The following is a 16,492-nucleotide window of genomic DNA, read 5'->3' on the forward strand; positions in this document are numbered from 1 at the left end:
CGCGAGCCGAGCAGAGATGAGGGCGACGATGGCCTGGAGGATGCCGCACGAAGGCGATCCGCACGAGCGCACGTGGATGGCGTTCCCCAACGAGGGGCCGACGCTCGGCGACGACCCGGCCGAGCAGGAGCGCTTCTACGCGGCGTGGAGCGCCGTCGCCAACGCCGTCGCAGACTTCGAGCCGGTGACGATCCTCGTCGATCCGTCGAAGTCCGATCGCGCGCGGCGCATGCTCGACTCGGGCATCGAGATCGTCGAGACGCCCGTCGACGAGTTCTGGTTCCGCGACCACGGCCCCACATTCGTCGTCGACGACGATCGCCCCGGCATCCTCGGCGCCGTCGACTGGGTCTTCAACGGCTGGGGCGCTCCCGAGTGGGCGTCGTGGGCCGAGGCCGCCGAGCACGCCCGCTTCACCGCAGGGTTGGTGGGAGCCGAGGTGGTCAGCTCGCTGCTCGTGAACGAGGGCGGCGGCATCCACGTCGACGGTGAGGGCACCATCCTCGTCACCGAGACCGTGCAGCTCGACCCGCGCCGCAACCGCTTCGCCGACAAGGCGCGCGTCGAGGCGGAGCTTTACCGCACGATCGGCGCGACGAAGGCGGTGTGGCTCCCCCGTGGCCTCACCCGCGACTACGACGACTTCGGCACCAACGGTCACGTCGACATCGTCGCGACGATCCCGACTCCCGGCCGCCTGCTGCTGCACGCACAGCAGAGCCCCGAGCACCCCGACTTCGAGGTCTCGCGCGCGCTGCGCGCGTTCCTGTCGGAGCAGACGGATGCCGCGGGCCGCAGCTTCGACATCATCGATCTGCCCGCACCCGAGACGCTGCGCGATGGCGAGGGCTTCGTCGACTACAGCTACGTCAACCACCTCGTCGTCAACGGCGGCGTGATCGCCTGCGGCTTCGGCGAGGAGCGCGCGGACGCGCAGGCGCGGGAGATCCTCGAGGCCGCCTACCCCGGGCGCCGCGCGGTGACCGTCGACGCCCGCCAGATCTTCGCCGGCGGCGGCGGCATCCACTGCATCACGCAGCAGCAGCCGGCGGTGACCCGGTGACCCGCCACGTCCCGGTCGTCGAGGCGACGATCGCCCAGCTCCGCTCGGCGCTGCAGTCCGGCGCCGTCACCGCCGTCGAGCTCCTCGACGCGTACCTCGCCCGCATCGACGCGTTCGACGCGCCCGGCACCGGCACCGCGCTCAACGCCGTGGTCGTGCGCAATCCCGATGCGCGGGCCGATGCCGCGGCATCCGATGTCCGGCGCGCCGAGGGCCGTGCGCTCGGGCCGCTCGACGGCATCCCGTACACGGCGAAGGACTCGTTCCTGGCGAAGGGGCTCACCGTGGCGGCGGGCTCTCCCGCGTTCGCCGACCTCGTCGCACAGCGCGACGCGTTCTCGATCGAGCGGCTGCGCGCGGCCGGCTGCGTGCTGATCGGCCTCACCAACATGCCCCCGATGGCCAACGGCGGCATGCAGCGCGGCGTGTACGGCCGCGCCGAGAGCCCGTACAACGCGGACTACCTGACGTCGGCGTTCGGATCGGGATCGTCCAACGGCTCGGGCACCGCGACCGCCGCGTCGTTCGCCGCCTTCGGGCTCGGCGAGGAGACCTGGTCGAGCGGCCGGGCGCCGGCGTCGAACAACGCGCTGTGCGCGTACACGCCCTCGCGCGGTGTGATCTCGGTGCGCGGCAACTGGCCGCTCGTGCCCACCATGGACGTGGTCGTGCCGCACACGCGCACGATGGCCGACATGCTCGAGATCCTCGACGTGCTCGTCGCCCGCGACCCCGAGACCCGCGGTGACTTCTGGCGCACTCAGCCGTGGATCCCGCTCCCGGATGCCGCCGCCACGCGCCCGGGTTCGTACCCGGCGCTCGGCTCGGCCGACGCCGACACGGCCCGCGCGACGCTCGCCGGCCGCCGCTTCGGCGTGCCGCGGATGTACATCAACGCCGACGCCGAGGCCGGCACGAACCCCGACGGCGGCATCGGCGGACCGACGGGCACGCGCGTCGAGACCCGCGCGTCGGTGATCGCGCTCTGGGGGACGGCTCGCCGCGATCTGGAGTCCGCCGGCGCCGAGATCGTGGAGGTCGACTTCCCCGTCGTGACGAACTACGAGGGCGACCGCCCGGGGGCGCCGACCGTCATGACGCGCGGACTCGTGAGCCCGGAGTTCCTGCACCGCGAGATCGTCGATCTCTCGGCCTGGGCGTGGGACGACTTCCTGCGGGCGAACGGAGACCCGGCACTCGACCGGCTCGACGACGTCGACCCTGTTGCGATCTTCCCGCATCCGCCCGGCGCGCTTCCCGACCGCTACACCGGGTTCGACGACGACATCGCGACCTACCCCGCACAGGTGCGCGAGCACCCGTACGCGTCGTTCACCGACATTCCCGAGATCGAGGACGGCGTGCGCGGCCTCGAGGAGACCCGCCGCCGGGACCTGGAGGAGTGGATGTCGGACCTCGGCCTCGACGCCGTGGTCTTCCCCGCGGTCGCCGACGTCGGCCCCGCCGACATGGACGTGAACGAGGCGTCCGCCGATCTCGGCTGGCGCAACGGCGTCTGGGTCGCCAACGGCAACCTCGCGATCCGCCACCTCGGCGTCCCGACCGTCACCGTTCCGATGGGCACGATGGACGACATCGGCATGCCGGTCGGGCTGACGATCGCCGGGCGCGCGTACAGCGACCCCGAGCTGCTCGCCTGGGCCGCCGCGTTCGAGGCGCTCCGCCCCCGGCGGACCGCTCCCCCGCGCACGCCCGAGCTCGACTGACGACGATGGCGGCGGCTCCCATCGGGGAGCCGCCGCCTGCGTCTGAGAGAGTCCGGTGCGAGGTCGGTGTCAGCGTCTCGCCTCGATGATGAGGTTGAACGGCGTCTCGGCGACCACGCGCACGCGCGAGAATCCCGCCTCGTTCAGCACCGCCGTCAGGTGGGCTGGACCGGCCTGCGCTCCGAGCACGAGTTCCCCGCCGTCCGCGATCGAATGGGCGGTGCAGATCATGCTCGAGGCCGCGTAGTACGTCTGCCCGACGACGTGGAAGTTGTCCTCCAGCCGATCGGCGGCGTTCGGCTCGACCAGCAGCAGCGTGCCGTCGGCCGTCAGGGCGTCCGCCGCGTGACGCAGCACCCCGACCGGGTCGCCCATGTCGTGCAGCGCATCGAAGAAGCAGATCAGCCCGAACCCGCGGGTGTCGTAGTCCTTCGCACTCACCTGCTCGAACTCGGTGCGCTCCTCCACGCCCGCCTCTCGCGCGTTGCGGCGCGCCTCCGAGATCGACGGACCGTGCGTGTCGAACCCGTGGAACCGCGAGTACGGGAACGCCTCGGCCATGAGGACGGTCGTGTGCCCGTGGCCCACTCCGACGTCGGCGACGGCGATGCCGCGCTCGAGGGCCGCCACGACGCCGTCGAGCGCGGGCAGCCACTGCGACACCAGGCTCGCGCGGTAGCCGTTGCGATAGAACGCGGCCGTCCCATGCGCGAGCCGGGGGTCGTGGTCGCCCCACGCGATGCCCTCACCGGTGCGGAACGCGTGCAGCGCCCGGGCCTCGTCGCTCCACATCGCCGCGGGCGTGTTCCACGCGGGCGGCAGATAGACGGGGCTGTCCTCGTCGGCCAGCACGAGCGCCTGCTCGGGCGTGAGCGAGAACGTGCCTGCTTCCGCGTCGTAGCCGACGTAGCCGGCGGCGGCCTGCGAGGACGCCCAGTCGCGCACGTAGCGCTCGGCGCAACCTGTCTGATCGGCCAGCTGCTGCGAGGTGAGCGGGCCTGCCTCGGCGAGTGTCCGGTAGAGCCCCAGGCGTGCGCCCAGGCTCACCATCACCCCGAGGTAGCCGGCGCCGAGGTGGTCCACGGCACGGAGCACGAACGCGTTCAGCGCGGTTTCGTCGACGGTGTTCGTCGTCATTGTGTCGGTCCTTTCTGTTCGATCGACCTTCTGCTTCCATGCTCGGGATGCCGCGCCGTTGTGTTCAGAGGCATCCCGACCCTCGTTCGGTCCATTCGTGCCACGATGTGGTTCCAGGGAGCCGAGATGACCGCACGCACGCTCGATGTGAGCGTCGTCGCACTGCCCGACACGGGGGTCGCGACGATGTTCGGCGTACTCGACGTGCTCAACGCGTTCGCCGTCATGAGGATCGGAGACCCGTCGGCGCCCGCTCCCTTCCGTGCCCGGATCGTCGGCGCGGAGGCGGGGCCGCTGATGGGCGTGAGCGGCGTGCCGGTCCCGGTCTCGGCGGCCGTCGGCGACATCGCCGCGACGGACATCGTGATCGTCCCCTCGATCGTGCTCGGACCGGACGGCTGGGAGACCGGCCGCTACCCCGAGCTCGTCGAGTGGGCTTCGCGCATGCACGAGCAGGGCGCGATGCTCTGCTCGGCCTGCTCGGGGATCTTCCTGCTCGCCGAGACCGGCCGCTTCGACGACCACGACGTCACGGTGCACTACGACTACGCCTCGCAATTGCGGGCGGTGCACCCCGACATGCGTGTGCATCCGGAGCGGGCGCTCATGGTGACCGGCGCGCGCGACGAGCTCGTGACGTCCGGCGCATCCACGACGTGGCACGACCTCGTGCTCTACCTCACCGGCCGCTTCGCCGGTGCCGGTGTCGCGCAGGAGACCGCGCGCATGTTCGCGCTGCAGTGGCACCAGGACGGTCTCGCGCCGTACATGGTGTTCGAAGGACGGACCGACCACGGCGATGCCGTCGTCGCCGACGCCCAGGACTGGCTACGCACCCACTTCTCGATCGCCACCCCGGTCGAGCAGCTGGTGGTGCGGTCGGGGCTCGCGGAGCGCACGTTCAAGCGGCGCTTCACGGAGGCGACGGGCGTCAGTCCGCTCGCCTACGTCCAGCGGCTCCGCGTGGAGGAGGCGAAGCGGCGCCTGGAGCAGACCGAGGACTCGGTCGAGGCGGTCGGCTGGCACGTGGGGTACGAGGACCCCGCGTTCTTCCGCCGCCTGTTCAAGCGGGTCACCGGCCTGCCGCCCGGCGCCTATCGCCGGCGGTTCCGCGTCCCGGTGATCGCGACCGATCCGCGCTGAGAGCCGCTCCGACCGCGACGGATCCCGCCGCACAGCTGGTGCCCGGGGATCCGCCGGCTGCGACGTCGCGGCCGTCCGGCCCTCAGGATCGGGTCGAGGCGCGCGGGCGCAGCCGCGACCGCGTCAGACGTGGGCCCGGCGAACCCCCGCGGTCGAGCTTCGCCTGAAGCAGGTCCAGGAGCGCGTCGGCGGTGTCGGCGGGGCTCATCTGGATCGCGGTGATCGCCGGGCGGCTCGCCCGGGAGTGCTCGGAGTCGGACCCGGTCGCCACCATGACGTCCCGCGGCACCACGAAGCCGCGGTCCTGCAGGTGCCGCTGCACACCCGCGGCGTGCCGGCCGGTGAGGCACAGCACCGCATCGGGCAGTCCGTCGACGAGGATGCGATCGGCCACCTGCTCTCCCCCGACGACGCCGGAGCCCTCCGGCTGCTCGTACAGCCGCGGCGCCCGTGCGCGCTCCGCGCACCACCGCAGATACACCTCCGTGTAGTCGAGGTTCCACGCGTTGCGATCGGTGCCGCGGACGAGCGCGACCTCCTCGGCCCCCGCCGCCTCGAGGTGGCGCAGGAGCTGTTGCGCGGCATCCCGATCGTCCTCCGCCGCCCAGCTGTCGAAACCCATCCGTGTCGGCTCCCGTCCATAGGTCACGTAGGCGATCCCCCGCGCGTCGAGCAACTCGGTCACCGGGTCACCCTCGAGCGGGCTCATGACCACGTAGCCGTCCATCGCGAACGCCATCGAGGGCACGGGACGGCGCGTGAGGTCCGGCAGGAGGGTGAGGCTCCACCCGCGGCCGAGCGCCTTCGCCGAAAGGATCCCCGCGAAGCGCACGAACACGTCGACGCCGTCGGGCGTGTAGTCGCCGAGCGCATCGAGCGAACGCATCACGAGTCCGATCACTCCGATCCGCCCCTGGCGCATGCCGCGGGCGAAGGCATCCGCCTGATAGTCCAGCTCGGCCGCCGCCTGTCGCACGCGCTCCCGCGTGCTCTCGCTGATCGTGCCCTTGTCGTTGAGGGCGTGCGAGACCGACGTGATCGACACGCCTGCGCGCCGCGCGACGTCGCGGATCGTGACCCCCGCACGTGACACCATCGCCCCCTTCCCTCGGCTTCGAGACGACCAGGATTGCATAAAACGTTTTACGTCTCTAGCGTGCTTGCCAGCCGTCCACGATGACCCGAAGGAAGACCATGCAGCTTCGCACCGCCACATCCGCGCACCAGGATCCGGTGGCTCGCGGTCGCGAGCTGGGCGCAGCGTTCGCGCCGCAGTTCCATCGCACCGCGGCGTTGTACCTGGCTCACTTCGACGAGCTCGGCGTCTCGGCCGACGAGGTCCGCGGGATCGCCGAGCGCAGCAGCGCCGCGCTCGCGTCCTGGGCGCCGGGACTCGCCGCGGAGGCAGACGCGATCGCCGATGCCGCGTGGGTCGAGCGGTGGCACGTCGCCGCCGTCGGGGCACGCACGGAGATCCTCGCCGCCGCGCCGCCGCGCGCGGAAGGCGAATGCTCGACGGCGGTCCACGTCGGCGCCGGCCAGGCTGCTCAGACGATCCAGACGTGGGACTGGCACGACTTCCTCGTGCCGGAAGGTCTGCTGTTCGCGTTCACCTCGGGCGCGGGTCTCGACGTGAAGCTGTTCACCGAATTCGGCACGCCCGCCAAGATCGGCGTCAACAGCGCGGGCCTCGGCCTCCACTTCAACATCCTGTCGCACGCATCCGACTCCGACGCGGGCGGGGTGCCCGTGCACGCGATCGCGCGACGCATCCTCGACGAAGCGCGCACGATCGCCGACGCGCGTCGCATCGCGGCGAGCGCGACGGTGAGCGCGTCGACGGTGCTGACGGTGTTCGAGTCAGATGCGTCGGGTTCCGCCGCCGCCTCGCTGGAGCTGTCACCTTCGGGCCTCGGCGTCGTCGAGCCCGCCGCCGACGGGTGGCTTCTGCACACCAACCACTTCCTCGACGCCGGGCTGTTCGCCGGCGACACGATACCGGCCGACTCCACGACGAGGGAGCGCTTCGCGCACCTGGACGCGGTGCGCAGTGGGCTCGCCGGGCTGAGCCCCACCGCGCGCGCCCTCGCCGCCTGCGGCGGGCAGGGGGCCGACGCGGACATCTGCATGACGCCCGACCCTGCCTTGCCGCGTATCGACCAGTGGGCGACCCTGCTCACGATCGCCGTCGACACGGCCGGCTTCGCGCTCGACGTGTATCCGGGCCGCCCCGACGAAGCCGCGGCCGCAGGATTCACGCGATTCTGACCTCGAGTCCAGGGGTCACGAAGTGTCGCTTCACCCCGCACGTAGCCACAACTCGTGCCACCCCAACGCCGAACGCCGCAGGCCGCAGGGACACCGCGCCGGGCGGGCGGGGGTCAGCGCAGGCCGGAGCGCAGATCGCCCCCGGCCTGGCCGATCGCAGCGGCCGCGGCCGACCCGTCCGGGCGTCAGCGCAGCCCTGAGCGCAGATCGTCTGCCGCCGGGCGGACGCCCGCGGCTACGGCATCCGTGCCCTCGTCATCATCCGTGTGCAGTGACGGGGGCGCTGCGGCGTACGCATCCGACAGCTCGCGGTAGGGCTTCGAGACGAACGCGAGCAGCACGACCAGGAGCAGCACGAGGCTCGCCCCGACGAACGCCAGCGCCATGCCCCGAGCCTCGCCGTCGCCGAGCAGCCAGCCGAAGGTGTCCTGTCCCTGCGGCGACTCCATGTACGGGATGAGCCAGAACTGCGCGATCGGACCGATGAGGAATGCCGAAACCGGCGCGGCGGCGGACTCCACGCTCGCGGCGAAACCGAAGACCCGTCCCTGCTTCTCATACGGCACGACGCGCTGCACGATCGTCTGCTCGGAGGCCTCGGCGATCGGCATGAGGGCCATGAAGATCAGGATGCCGAGGGCGTACAGCCACCACCACTCCCGGATGGCGAAGGTCATGCCGAGCAGCGCGATCCCGATGTTGACCAGCAGCAAGGTGCGGACCGGGTTCTTGCCGAGTCCGAACTTGGCCACGAGCGCCCCGCCGATGATGAAGCCGAAGCTGGTCACACCGAGGACGATGCCCCACGCCTCGACCGAGAACAGTGTCAGCCCGTACGGGTCCATGAGGGCCATGAAGACGCCGCCGACGAGGTTGTTGAACGTCGCGAACAGGATGAGCGCGAGCAGCCCCGGCACCGCCATCACCGCGGGGATCACACCGCGGAAGCTGAAGCCCGCAGGCGCCACGCCCTCCACGTGGACGACGCCCCGCTCGGGGATGGGCACGAACAGCAGGTGCACCAGCGCGACGCCGGTGGCGGCGATGGCGATGGCGACCGTCCACCCCATGCCGAGGAGACCGATCGACAGCCCGGAGAAGACGCTCGTCACCATGAATGCGATGCCCTGCACCGCGCCCACCAGGCCATTCGCGCGATCGCGGCGCTCCGCGGGAACGAGCAGGGTGACCGTCGTCGACAGCGCGATGTTGCGGAGGTTCTCGACGACCCCGCCCACGAGGATGACGCCGGCGAACGCCCAGAACCAGGGTCCGGTCCAGTCGAGCAGCGCGCTCTCGGGGGTGGTCAGGAAGATCACGCCCGCGAGCAGATAGGCGACCGTGGTCACGATGCTCGACAGCAGCATGACGGCCTTCTTCTTCATGCGGTCGACGATCACGCCGAACACCACGCCGAACACCGCGACGAGCAGCATGTAGGAGCCGCCGATGATGGCCGTGGCGAGCACCGACTGCGTTTCGAGGTACACCCAGAACGTCAGGGCGAACCACAGGAAACTGCTGGTCACATTCGCGAGCGCCGTGTTGACGAGCACCTGGTAGAACGCGCGCAGCGTCCGTGGACCGGGCTGCGCGTGAAGCTCTTCGTCGGATGCGGCGGGCCCTGCGGGGCTCGTCTGACTCATGTCGATTCCTTAGGCGTGTTCTCGGTCGGGGAGGGAAGAGCGAGGGTCTAAGCTCGATGTGGACACTGTTCACATGCAATGTTCACACCGTACACACCCGGGCGGGAGGACGCAATGACTTCACCCGTGCGCACCTATCATCACGGTGACCTCCGACAGGCCCTCATCGGGCAAGGACTGCAGCTCGCGCGCACCGGCGGTCCCGGCGCGGTCACGCTCCGAGAGGCGACCCGCGCCGCCGGCGTCTCGCCCAACGCGGCGTACCGGCACTTCGCCGACCGCGATGCTCTCGTGCGCGCCGTCGCCGGCGAGGCGCAGCTCGCCCTCGCCGCCGCGATCACCGCTCGCGTGGCCGCGACCCCCGGCGGCCTCGCGCCCGCAGCGGCCACCATCGAGCGCCTGCGCCGCGTCGGGCTGGCGTACATCGACTTCGCCCGCGCGGAACCCGGCTGGTTCGAGACCGCCTTCTTCACGCAGGACACCCACGCCAGCGACGCCATCGTCACTCTCGACGACGAGATCGTCGCCCCGTTCAGCCTGCTCATGGACACGCTCGACGCGATGGTGGATGCCGGGGCCCTCGCCGCCGATCGACGACCCTACGCCGAGTGGGCGTGCTGGTCGGCGGTCCACGGCTTCGCCGAGATCGCGGTACACGGCCCCGTGCGCTGGCAGCCGGCACCCGTCGTCGACGCGCTCGCGGCATCCGTCGTGGAAGCGGCGATCACGGGCGTGCGCGGCACGGCCCTGCCGCCCCCCTCGTAGACTGCGCACCATGGTCGACCGTGCCGCGTCCGGCGCAGCCCCGCGCTCCTCGCCGGTACGGCATGCCCTGTGGTGGGCGGCCGACTACCTCTATGCGGCGCGACGCCAGTTCGCCGTGCTCTCGCTCCCCTGGTCGATCGGCCGGCCGCGTCCCATCCCGGCATCCTGGCGCCAGGGCGACCCCGCGCTTCCCGAGGTGTACCTCGTCCCCGGGGTGTACGAGCACTGGACCTTCCTCCGCCCCCTCGGAGATGCCCTGGCAGCCGCGGGGCACCGGGTGCGAGTGGTCCACGGACTCGGCGTGAACCGCCGCAGCATCCCCGACACCGCCGACCGCCTCGAGCGCGTGCTCGCCGACGCTGCGGCGCCTCGGGCCGGTGTGGTGCTCGTGGCGCACAGCAAGGGCGGGCTCATCGGCAAGCACGTACTGGTGACCTCCGGCGCCGCGGTCGAGGCGGCGAAGGCCGCCACTTCGGGCGAGGACCCGTCGGATGCCGCCGCCGCGGCGACGCCGCGCACCGGCACACGTCCGCTCGGTCTCCTCGGACTGGTGGCCGTCGCGACCCCCTTCGCCGGCGCCCGGCGGGCACGCATCTTCGTCGATCCGAGCATCCGGGCGTTCCTCCCCGACGACGAGACGATCGTCAAGCTCGGGCGCGAGACCTCGATCAACGGGCGCATCGTCTCGATCTTCGGCCCGTTCGACCCGCACATCCCCGAGGGCAGCGCCCTGGACGGCGCCACCAACATCACGGTGCCTGCGGCCGGGCACTTCCGGGTGCTGGCCTCACCCGCGACGCACCGTGCGGTGCTCGACGGCATCGCGCTGCTCGGGCGGTCCGACCGGGCGTGACCGCCGGCCCGGCGGTCAGACCGCGGGGCGGTGCGGCCACCATTCCGGCAGCAGTGCGAGATAGACGCGCAGGAAGTCCTCGACACGGGGACGGGGATGCCGCAGCCATCCGTCGATGACGCCCACCGTGCCGTCGGCGAGGAAGCGTGCGGCGGCGTCCGCGACGGCCGAGTCCGCGACGCCGTCGGCGGTCAGCGGGAGCCGTATGCGCCCGCGTTCCAGCAGGATCTCGGTCGTGCCGCGGAAGTGCCGGCTCAGCATCGCGTGCAGCGTCCCTCCCCCGTCCGCCAGCTCGCGGCGGTAGATGTCGATGTGGCGCAGGATGTGGCGGAGGACACCCTCGGTCACCGTGGCGACCGCGGTGGCGGCATCCGATCGGTCCTTCATCAGCTCGTCGCGCAGGACGTCGAGCTCGGCGGTCAGCGCGGCTTCGACGAGGCCGGAAGGCGAATCGGCGTGCTCGTAGAACGTCGAGCGGTGCACGCCCGCCGCGTCGGCGAGCTGCGTCACGGTGAGGCTCGAGATCGGTCGCTCGGTGGCGAGCGCGAGAGCGGCGGCGTGCAGACGGTCGCGACTGCGCTGCTTGCGGGGATCCATTCCACCTCCGGGAATCTTTTCGACAGGTGTAGGTTAACTCATAGGTAACCGACATATGTCGGAGAAACAACCCGGCGCCACGCGCTGACGCCGTCTACGGAGGTACATCATGGCTACGTACGATGTCGCGGGGCGTTCCGCCATCGTCACGGGCGCCGGATCCGGCATCGGCCGGGCGGTCGCCCTCACTCTCGCCGCGAACGGTGCGGCGGTGGTCGTCGCGGACGTGCGGCAGGATCCCGCGGATGCGGTCGTCGCCGAGATCACGGGCGCAGGCGGTACCGCTGTCGCGTTCGTCGGCGACGTCTCCGACCCGGCGGTCGGACAGGCGGCCGTCGACGCCGCGGAGGCGCTCGCGCCCCTGCGCATCGCGGTCAACAACGCCGGCATCGGGGGCGCCGCCGCGCCGATCGGCGAGTACCCGATCGACTCGTGGCAGAAGGTCATCGAGATCAATCTGAACGCGTTGTTCTACGGCACGCGCGCGCAGGCGCCCGCGATCGCCCGCAACGGCGGCGGCTCCATCGTCAACATCTCGTCGGTGCTGGGCTCGGTCGGCATCCCCATGTCGTCGGCGTATGTCACGGCGAAGCACGGCGTCGTCGGCCTCACCAAGAACGCCGCGCTGGAGTACGGCGCGCAGGGCGTCCGCGTCAACGCGGTCGGCCCCGGCTTCATCCGGACCCCGCTGGTCGACGCCAACCTCGACGCCGACGCGCAGGCGGCGCTGGCCGCCAAGCACGCGCTCGGCCGCCTAGGCGACTCGCAGGAGGTCGCGAACCTCGTCGCGTTCCTCGCATCGGATGCCGCCACCTTCGTCAGCGGCAGCTACCACCTCGTCGACGGCGGCTACGCGGCTCAGTAGCATCCGTTCCCCGAACCAGCGGCCCGCGCGAACCCGAATCGCGCGGGCCGCTTCCCATTCGTGCAGGCGATTACGGCTGCGGCGGGGTCCACACCAGCGTGTGGCCGGTGGCGGTGAAGGCCTCGTTGCCGGCGAGCTTGCCGCTCGTGGTCGCCGTGCGCACGAAGCCTAGCGACTCGTAGAACGCGCGGGCCGCGTTGCCGTCGAGCACCTCGAGCTCGACGGGCCCGCCCGCCCGCGCGATGAAGTGCTCGACGAGCGCGCGGCCGATGCCCCGGCGATAGCGGGCGGGGTCGACGTAGATCCAGGTGATCTCGCCGCCCTCCTGGTCGACGCTGCCCGCGATGAAGCCGGCGACGCGCCCCTCGTACTCGGCGACCCACACCTGGTCGTCGAACAGGCCCTCGTTCTCGTACGTGTCGGCGAGGCTGATGTACGCGTCGAGGAGGCCCGCGCCCCTCAGCTCATCGAGGCGGGCGGCATCGTGGATGCGGCAGATGTCGTCCCAGTCGCGGGACTCGTACGGACGGATATCGACCGTCACGGCGCGCCCACCTCCTCCTCGGCCTCCTCTGCGAACACCTCCGCCGTGCCGCGCCAGGCGCGGAGCACCTCGACGTGCCGAAGCAGGAAGGCGCGCTCGTCGAGACGCTTGCGGCGCAGCCACCCGGTGACCTCGTCGTTGCTCTTGCTCGCGTTGCACGAGCGGCACGCAGGGACGACGTTCTCGAACGTGTACCGGCCGCCGCGCGAGATGGGCAGCACGCAGTCCTTCTGGAACGGGCCCACCGCGGTGCCGCAGTACGCGCACGAGGCCCACGCCTCGAGCAGCGCCTCCCACTCGTCGAGGGTGAGGTCGTTGTCCGCGGCGGCCACGCGTCGCGCACGGCGCCGCGCCGCGCGCGCCCGCCTGGTCTGACTCACCGCCATGCAGGTCACGCTACCGAGCGCGGCGGTCGACGCGGGGCCGACGCGGCCGGACGCGCGCCGGATGAATGCCGCTCCCGCGCTGACGGCTCACGAACGAGACGTGTGGAGTCACGCGACGGCGTCAGGCACGCCGTCGAGGAGCTTCTCGATCGTGGTGATGACACCGTGGTCGAGGTTCGAGGGAGCGCGGAAGCGCGCCCGGGCCGCGATATCCGGGTGCGCGTTGGCCATCGCGAACGACAGTGCCGCGGCATCCATCATCTCGAGGTCGTTGAGGTAGTCGCCGAACACGGCCGTCTGCTCGTGCGTGATCCCTGTCGCCGCCTGCAGCCGGCGCAAGGCCACGCCCTTGTTGACGCCGAGGTTCATGACGTCGATCCAGTGGTGCCCCGAGACGACCACCTGGTGCGTCGCGCGCAGGTCGTCGAGCGCGGGGGCCGTGGTCGCCGCCGCCGCGAAATCGAAGATCGCCACCTTGAGGATCTGGTCGTCGACCTCGAGCAGGTCATCGACGACCTGCAGGCGCGCGTAGTACTTCTGCACCTCCGCGAGGAACGGCGCATCCGCGCGCTCGATGTAGGCGGACCGCTTGCCGCACACGACGACGCCGAGGTCGCGGCCCGCCACGGCGAGCGCGCGCAGGCGGGCGACGAGGGATGCCGTGAAAGCGGCATCCATCGCGTCCGAGCTGATCTCGGAGTCGCCTTCGACCACGTAGGCGCCGTTCTCGGCGATGAACACCATGTGGTCGAGGTGCTCGGCGAAGGCGTGCTGGAGCGTCGCGAGCTGGCGCCCGCTCGCCGGAGCGAAGCGGATGCCGCGGGCGTGCAGACGGTCGAGCAACGGCCACAGGGCGTCAGGGATCCGGCCGTCGCCGTCGAGCAGCGTGCCGTCCATGTCGACGGCGATCAGGCGCAGGTCGGGCGAGGGATAGGGCATGGCACCTCCTTCTCAAGGGTAGGCGCGCTCACAACGGACACCGACCGCCGGTGAGTAACGCGTAACCAACGCGCGCATCGGCGCGGGTACTTTAGGGGGCGTGACCGCTCCCGTCGATGCCACCACCACGTCCGCCTGGGCCGAGCTCAGCTCCCTCCGCAATTCGTTCGCCCCCGATCTGCGCGATTGGTTCGCGATCGACCCGCGCCGCGCCGAACGGCTGAGCTTCGAGCTCGCCGACCTGCACGTCGACGTGTCGAAGAACCTCGTGACCGACGAGATCCTCGCCGCCCTCGTGCGCCTCGCCGAGGAGACCGGAGTCGCCGAGCGCTACGCCGCGATGATCGCCGGCGAGCACATCAACACCACCGAGGACCGCGCGGTGCTGCACACGGCGCTCCGCCGCCCAGCGGGCGCCCAGCCCCCGCTGGTCGTCGACGGGCAGGACATCGATGCCGACGTGCAGTCGGTGCTGACCGCGATGACGGCGTTCGCCGACCGCGTGCGCTCCGGCGAGTGGGCGGGTGCGACCGGCAAGAAGGTCACCCATATCGTGAACATCGGGATCGGCGGATCCGACCTCGGCCCCGTCATGGTCTCGGCGGCCCTCGAGCCCTACGCGACCGCCGGCATCGAGGCTTGCTTCGTCTCGAACATCGACCCGACCGACCTCGCGCAGAAGACGAAGGGGCTCGACCCCGAGACGACGCTGTTCATCGTCGCGTCGAAGACGTTCACGACCCTCGAGACGCTGACGAACGCGCGGCTCGCCCGCGACTGGCTCTGGGCCGGACTCGAAGCGGCCGGCGCGATCGACGGCTCGGACGAGGCGAGGACGGATGCCGTCGCCCACCACTTCGTGGCCGTGTCGACGGCGCTCGACAAGGTCGCCGCCTTCGGCATCGACACGGCGAACGCCTTCGGGTTCTGGGACTGGGTCGGCGGTCGATACTCGGTCGACTCGGCCATCGGCCTGTCGCTCATGATCGAGCTCGGACCCGACGTGTTCCGCGAGCTGCTCGCCGGGTTCCACGCGGTCGACGAGCACGTGCGCACGACCCCGCTCGAGCGCAACGTGCCCGTGCTGATGGGTCTCCTGAACGTCTGGTACACGAACTTCCTCGGCGCCCAGTCGCACGCGGTGCTCCCCTACGCCCAGCAGCTCAGCCGCTTCGCCGCGTACCTGCAGCAGCTGACGATGGAATCGAACGGCAAGTCCGTGCGCTGGGACGGCTCCCCTGTGACGACCGATACCGGCGAGGTGTTCTGGGGCGAGCCGGGCACGAACGGCCAGCACGCCTTCTACCAGCTGATCCACCAGGGCACCCGGCTGATCCCGGCGGACTTCATCGCCTTCGCGAACCCCGCCTACCCGCTGTCGGACGACGGGCGCGACGTGCACGGGCTGTTCCTGTCGAACTTCCTCGCGCAGACCAAGGCGCTGGCGTTCGGCAAGACGGCGGAAGAGGTCGAGGCCGAGGGCACCACCGGCGCCCTCGTCGCCGCGCGCACCTTCGCGGGCAACAAGCCGACCACGTCGATCTTCGCCCCGGCGCTCACCCCGTCGGTGCTCGGCCAGCTGGTGGCGCTGTACGAGCACATCACCTTCACCCAGGGCGTGATCTGGGGAGTGAACTCGTTCGACCAGTGGGGTGTCGAACTCGGCAAGCAGCTCGCCCTGCAGATCGCCCCGGCCATCGAGGGAGACGCGGCGGCGATCGCCGCGCAGGACGCCTCGACCCGCGCCCTGCTCGCCTACTACACGGCGCATCGCACCGTCTGAATCGCTTACCTGAAGGGGGGAGGATGCCGGGACTCCGGCATCCTCCCCCCTTTCGTTCTCGACCGTGGAGAGCACCTTCTCGTGCCCCGGATCAGGACTTTCAGGGAAAACGCCTCCCACGATTCGTTCAGGAAAACACCGGGACTCGTCCAGACGGCATGAGGCAGACTCGGGCACTTGTGTGTCCGCCCCGAGGGCGCACGGCGCCGATACCCGCGGCGCGAAACCCCCGAAGGATCGTACGTTCGTCATGCACTCAGACTCGTCACTCACTTCTGCCCGCCGCCGCCGCGGCCGCTTCTTCGTCCCCGCCGTCGCCGCCGGCGCCGCCCTCGGCATCGCCCTCACAACGGGCCTGACGCTGGCCTCGCCGACCCTCGCCAACGCCGCCCCGCTGGCCGCGTCGGCCATCGCCTCGGCCACCGCGCCCGAAGCGACCCTCCGCGACATCCGCGTCGACGCCCAGGGCTCGGTGCTCACCGCGCGCGTCGCGCTCACCGAGGCTGCCGCGGTGACCACCGAGATCGCCGCATCCGGCCTCGACATCGGCCTGCCCGACACGTCGATCGACACCGCCTCCCTCGAGGACGCGGCCGACCGCCTGTCGAAGGTCGACCTCGTTCCCATGCTCCTCGTGCCCGGGATCACCGCCGACGCGAACCGCGTCACCGCTCGGGTCTCGGCGCGCATCTCCGAGCTGCGCGAGCACCTCGACGCCGCCAAGGCGCAGAAGGCCGCCGAGGAAGCGGCGGCCGCAGCCGCCGCAGCCGCCGCCG

Annotated in this window: 15 protein-coding genes and 1 pseudogene; 9 read left to right on the plus strand and 7 right to left on the minus strand. The window is 71.3% G+C overall.

From position 1 onward, the window contains the following. Positions 1-28: 28 nt before the first annotated feature. On the plus strand, positions 29-1,063 hold the full coding sequence (locus tag ACI3KX_RS16790) for an agmatine/peptidylarginine deiminase (protein ID WP_404910426.1): 1,035 nt from the start codon (positions 29-31) through the stop codon (positions 1,061-1,063). Continuing rightward, a complete protein-coding gene (locus tag ACI3KX_RS16795; protein WP_404910427.1) occupies positions 1,060-2,790 on the plus strand; it encodes an amidase in 1,731 nt (576 codons plus the stop codon). The genes ACI3KX_RS16790 and ACI3KX_RS16795 overlap by 4 nt, the downstream gene beginning before the upstream one ends. Before the next feature lie 69 nt (positions 2,791-2,859). Here ACI3KX_RS16795 and ACI3KX_RS16800 read toward each other — a convergent pair whose 3' ends face one another. Beyond that, on the minus strand, positions 2,860-3,927 hold the full coding sequence (locus ACI3KX_RS16800) for a class I SAM-dependent methyltransferase (protein WP_404910428.1): 1,068 nt from the start codon (positions 3,925-3,927) through the stop codon (positions 2,860-2,862). A gap of 126 nt (positions 3,928-4,053) precedes the next feature. Between ACI3KX_RS16800 and ACI3KX_RS16805 the strand changes: the two genes are divergently transcribed. Continuing rightward, positions 4,054-5,070 (plus strand): GlxA family transcriptional regulator, encoded by a 1,017-nt coding sequence (locus ACI3KX_RS16805; protein WP_404910429.1) that lies wholly within the window; start codon positions 4,054-4,056, stop codon positions 5,068-5,070. 82 nt (positions 5,071-5,152) lie between these two features. On the opposite strand, the gene ACI3KX_RS16810 is transcribed toward ACI3KX_RS16805, so the two are convergent. Further along, complete coding sequence (locus ACI3KX_RS16810) at positions 5,153-6,166, minus strand: LacI family DNA-binding transcriptional regulator (protein WP_404910430.1); 1,014 nt, start codon at positions 6,164-6,166, stop codon at positions 5,153-5,155. Between the two features lie 98 nt (positions 6,167-6,264). Here ACI3KX_RS16810 and ACI3KX_RS16815 point away from each other — a divergent pair, with 98 nt between their 5' ends. Further along, positions 6,265-7,338, plus strand: coding sequence for a C45 family autoproteolytic acyltransferase/hydolase (locus tag ACI3KX_RS16815; RefSeq protein WP_404910431.1), 1,074 nt, complete (start codon positions 6,265-6,267; stop codon positions 7,336-7,338). A 185-nt stretch (positions 7,339-7,523) separates the two neighbouring features. Here the strand turns inward: ACI3KX_RS16815 and ACI3KX_RS16820 are convergent, their stop codons facing one another. Beyond that, the gene (locus ACI3KX_RS16820) at positions 7,524-8,984 is read right to left on the minus strand and encodes an MFS transporter (protein ID WP_363354387.1); all 1,461 of its coding nucleotides are present in this window, start codon (positions 8,982-8,984) and stop codon (positions 7,524-7,526) included. 114 nt (positions 8,985-9,098) lie between these two features. Here ACI3KX_RS16820 and ACI3KX_RS16825 point away from each other — a divergent pair, with 114 nt between their 5' ends. Then, positions 9,099-9,749, plus strand: a complete 651-nt coding sequence (locus tag ACI3KX_RS16825; protein ID WP_363354389.1) for a TetR/AcrR family transcriptional regulator — start codon at positions 9,099-9,101, stop codon at positions 9,747-9,749. Between the two features lie 10 nt (positions 9,750-9,759). After that, positions 9,760-10,602, plus strand: a complete 843-nt coding sequence (locus tag ACI3KX_RS16830) for a hypothetical protein (RefSeq protein ID WP_363354391.1) — start codon at positions 9,760-9,762, stop codon at positions 10,600-10,602. 15 nt (positions 10,603-10,617) lie between these two features. On the opposite strand, the gene ACI3KX_RS16835 is transcribed toward ACI3KX_RS16830, so the two are convergent. Further along, positions 10,618-11,199 (minus strand): TetR/AcrR family transcriptional regulator, encoded by a 582-nt coding sequence (locus ACI3KX_RS16835; RefSeq protein WP_404910432.1) that lies wholly within the window; start codon positions 11,197-11,199, stop codon positions 10,618-10,620. A 109-nt stretch (positions 11,200-11,308) separates the two neighbouring features. On the opposite strand from ACI3KX_RS16835, the gene ACI3KX_RS16840 reads away from it, so the two are divergent. Then, positions 11,309-12,064 carry an SDR family NAD(P)-dependent oxidoreductase gene (locus tag ACI3KX_RS16840; RefSeq protein WP_404910433.1) on the plus strand — a complete coding sequence of 252 codons (756 nt, stop codon included), beginning with the start codon at positions 11,309-11,311 and terminating at the stop codon, positions 12,062-12,064. Between the two features lie 70 nt (positions 12,065-12,134). Here ACI3KX_RS16840 and ACI3KX_RS16845 read toward each other — a convergent pair whose 3' ends face one another. The 3 genes from ACI3KX_RS16845 to ACI3KX_RS16855 all read right to left on the minus strand — a co-directional run bounded on the left by ACI3KX_RS16845 (position 12,135) and on the right by ACI3KX_RS16855 (position 13,933). Continuing rightward, positions 12,135-12,608 (minus strand): GNAT family N-acetyltransferase, encoded by a 474-nt coding sequence (locus ACI3KX_RS16845; RefSeq protein WP_404910434.1) that lies wholly within the window; start codon positions 12,606-12,608, stop codon positions 12,135-12,137. Next, positions 12,605-12,994, minus strand: coding sequence for an HNH endonuclease (locus tag ACI3KX_RS16850; protein WP_404910435.1), 390 nt, complete (start codon positions 12,992-12,994; stop codon positions 12,605-12,607). The genes ACI3KX_RS16845 and ACI3KX_RS16850 overlap by 4 nt, the downstream gene beginning before the upstream one ends. A gap of 108 nt (positions 12,995-13,102) precedes the next feature. Then, a complete protein-coding gene (locus ACI3KX_RS16855; RefSeq protein ID WP_404910436.1) occupies positions 13,103-13,933 on the minus strand; it encodes a Cof-type HAD-IIB family hydrolase in 831 nt (276 codons plus the stop codon). 100 nt (positions 13,934-14,033) lie between these two features. Between ACI3KX_RS16855 and pgi the strand changes: the two genes are divergently transcribed. Both pgi and ACI3KX_RS16865 read left to right on the plus strand, forming a co-directional pair. Continuing rightward, entirely contained in the window at positions 14,034-15,716 is a 1,683-nt protein-coding gene (pgi, locus tag ACI3KX_RS16860) for a glucose-6-phosphate isomerase (protein ID WP_404910437.1), read from the plus strand. Between the two features lie 250 nt (positions 15,717-15,966). Next, positions 15,967-16,492, plus strand: a pseudogene (locus ACI3KX_RS16865) (phospholipase); the annotation flags it as partial.

Source organism: Microbacterium sp. ZW CA_36 (assembly GCF_044987475.1).
GTDB lineage: Bacteria > Actinomycetota > Actinomycetes > Actinomycetales > Microbacteriaceae > Microbacterium.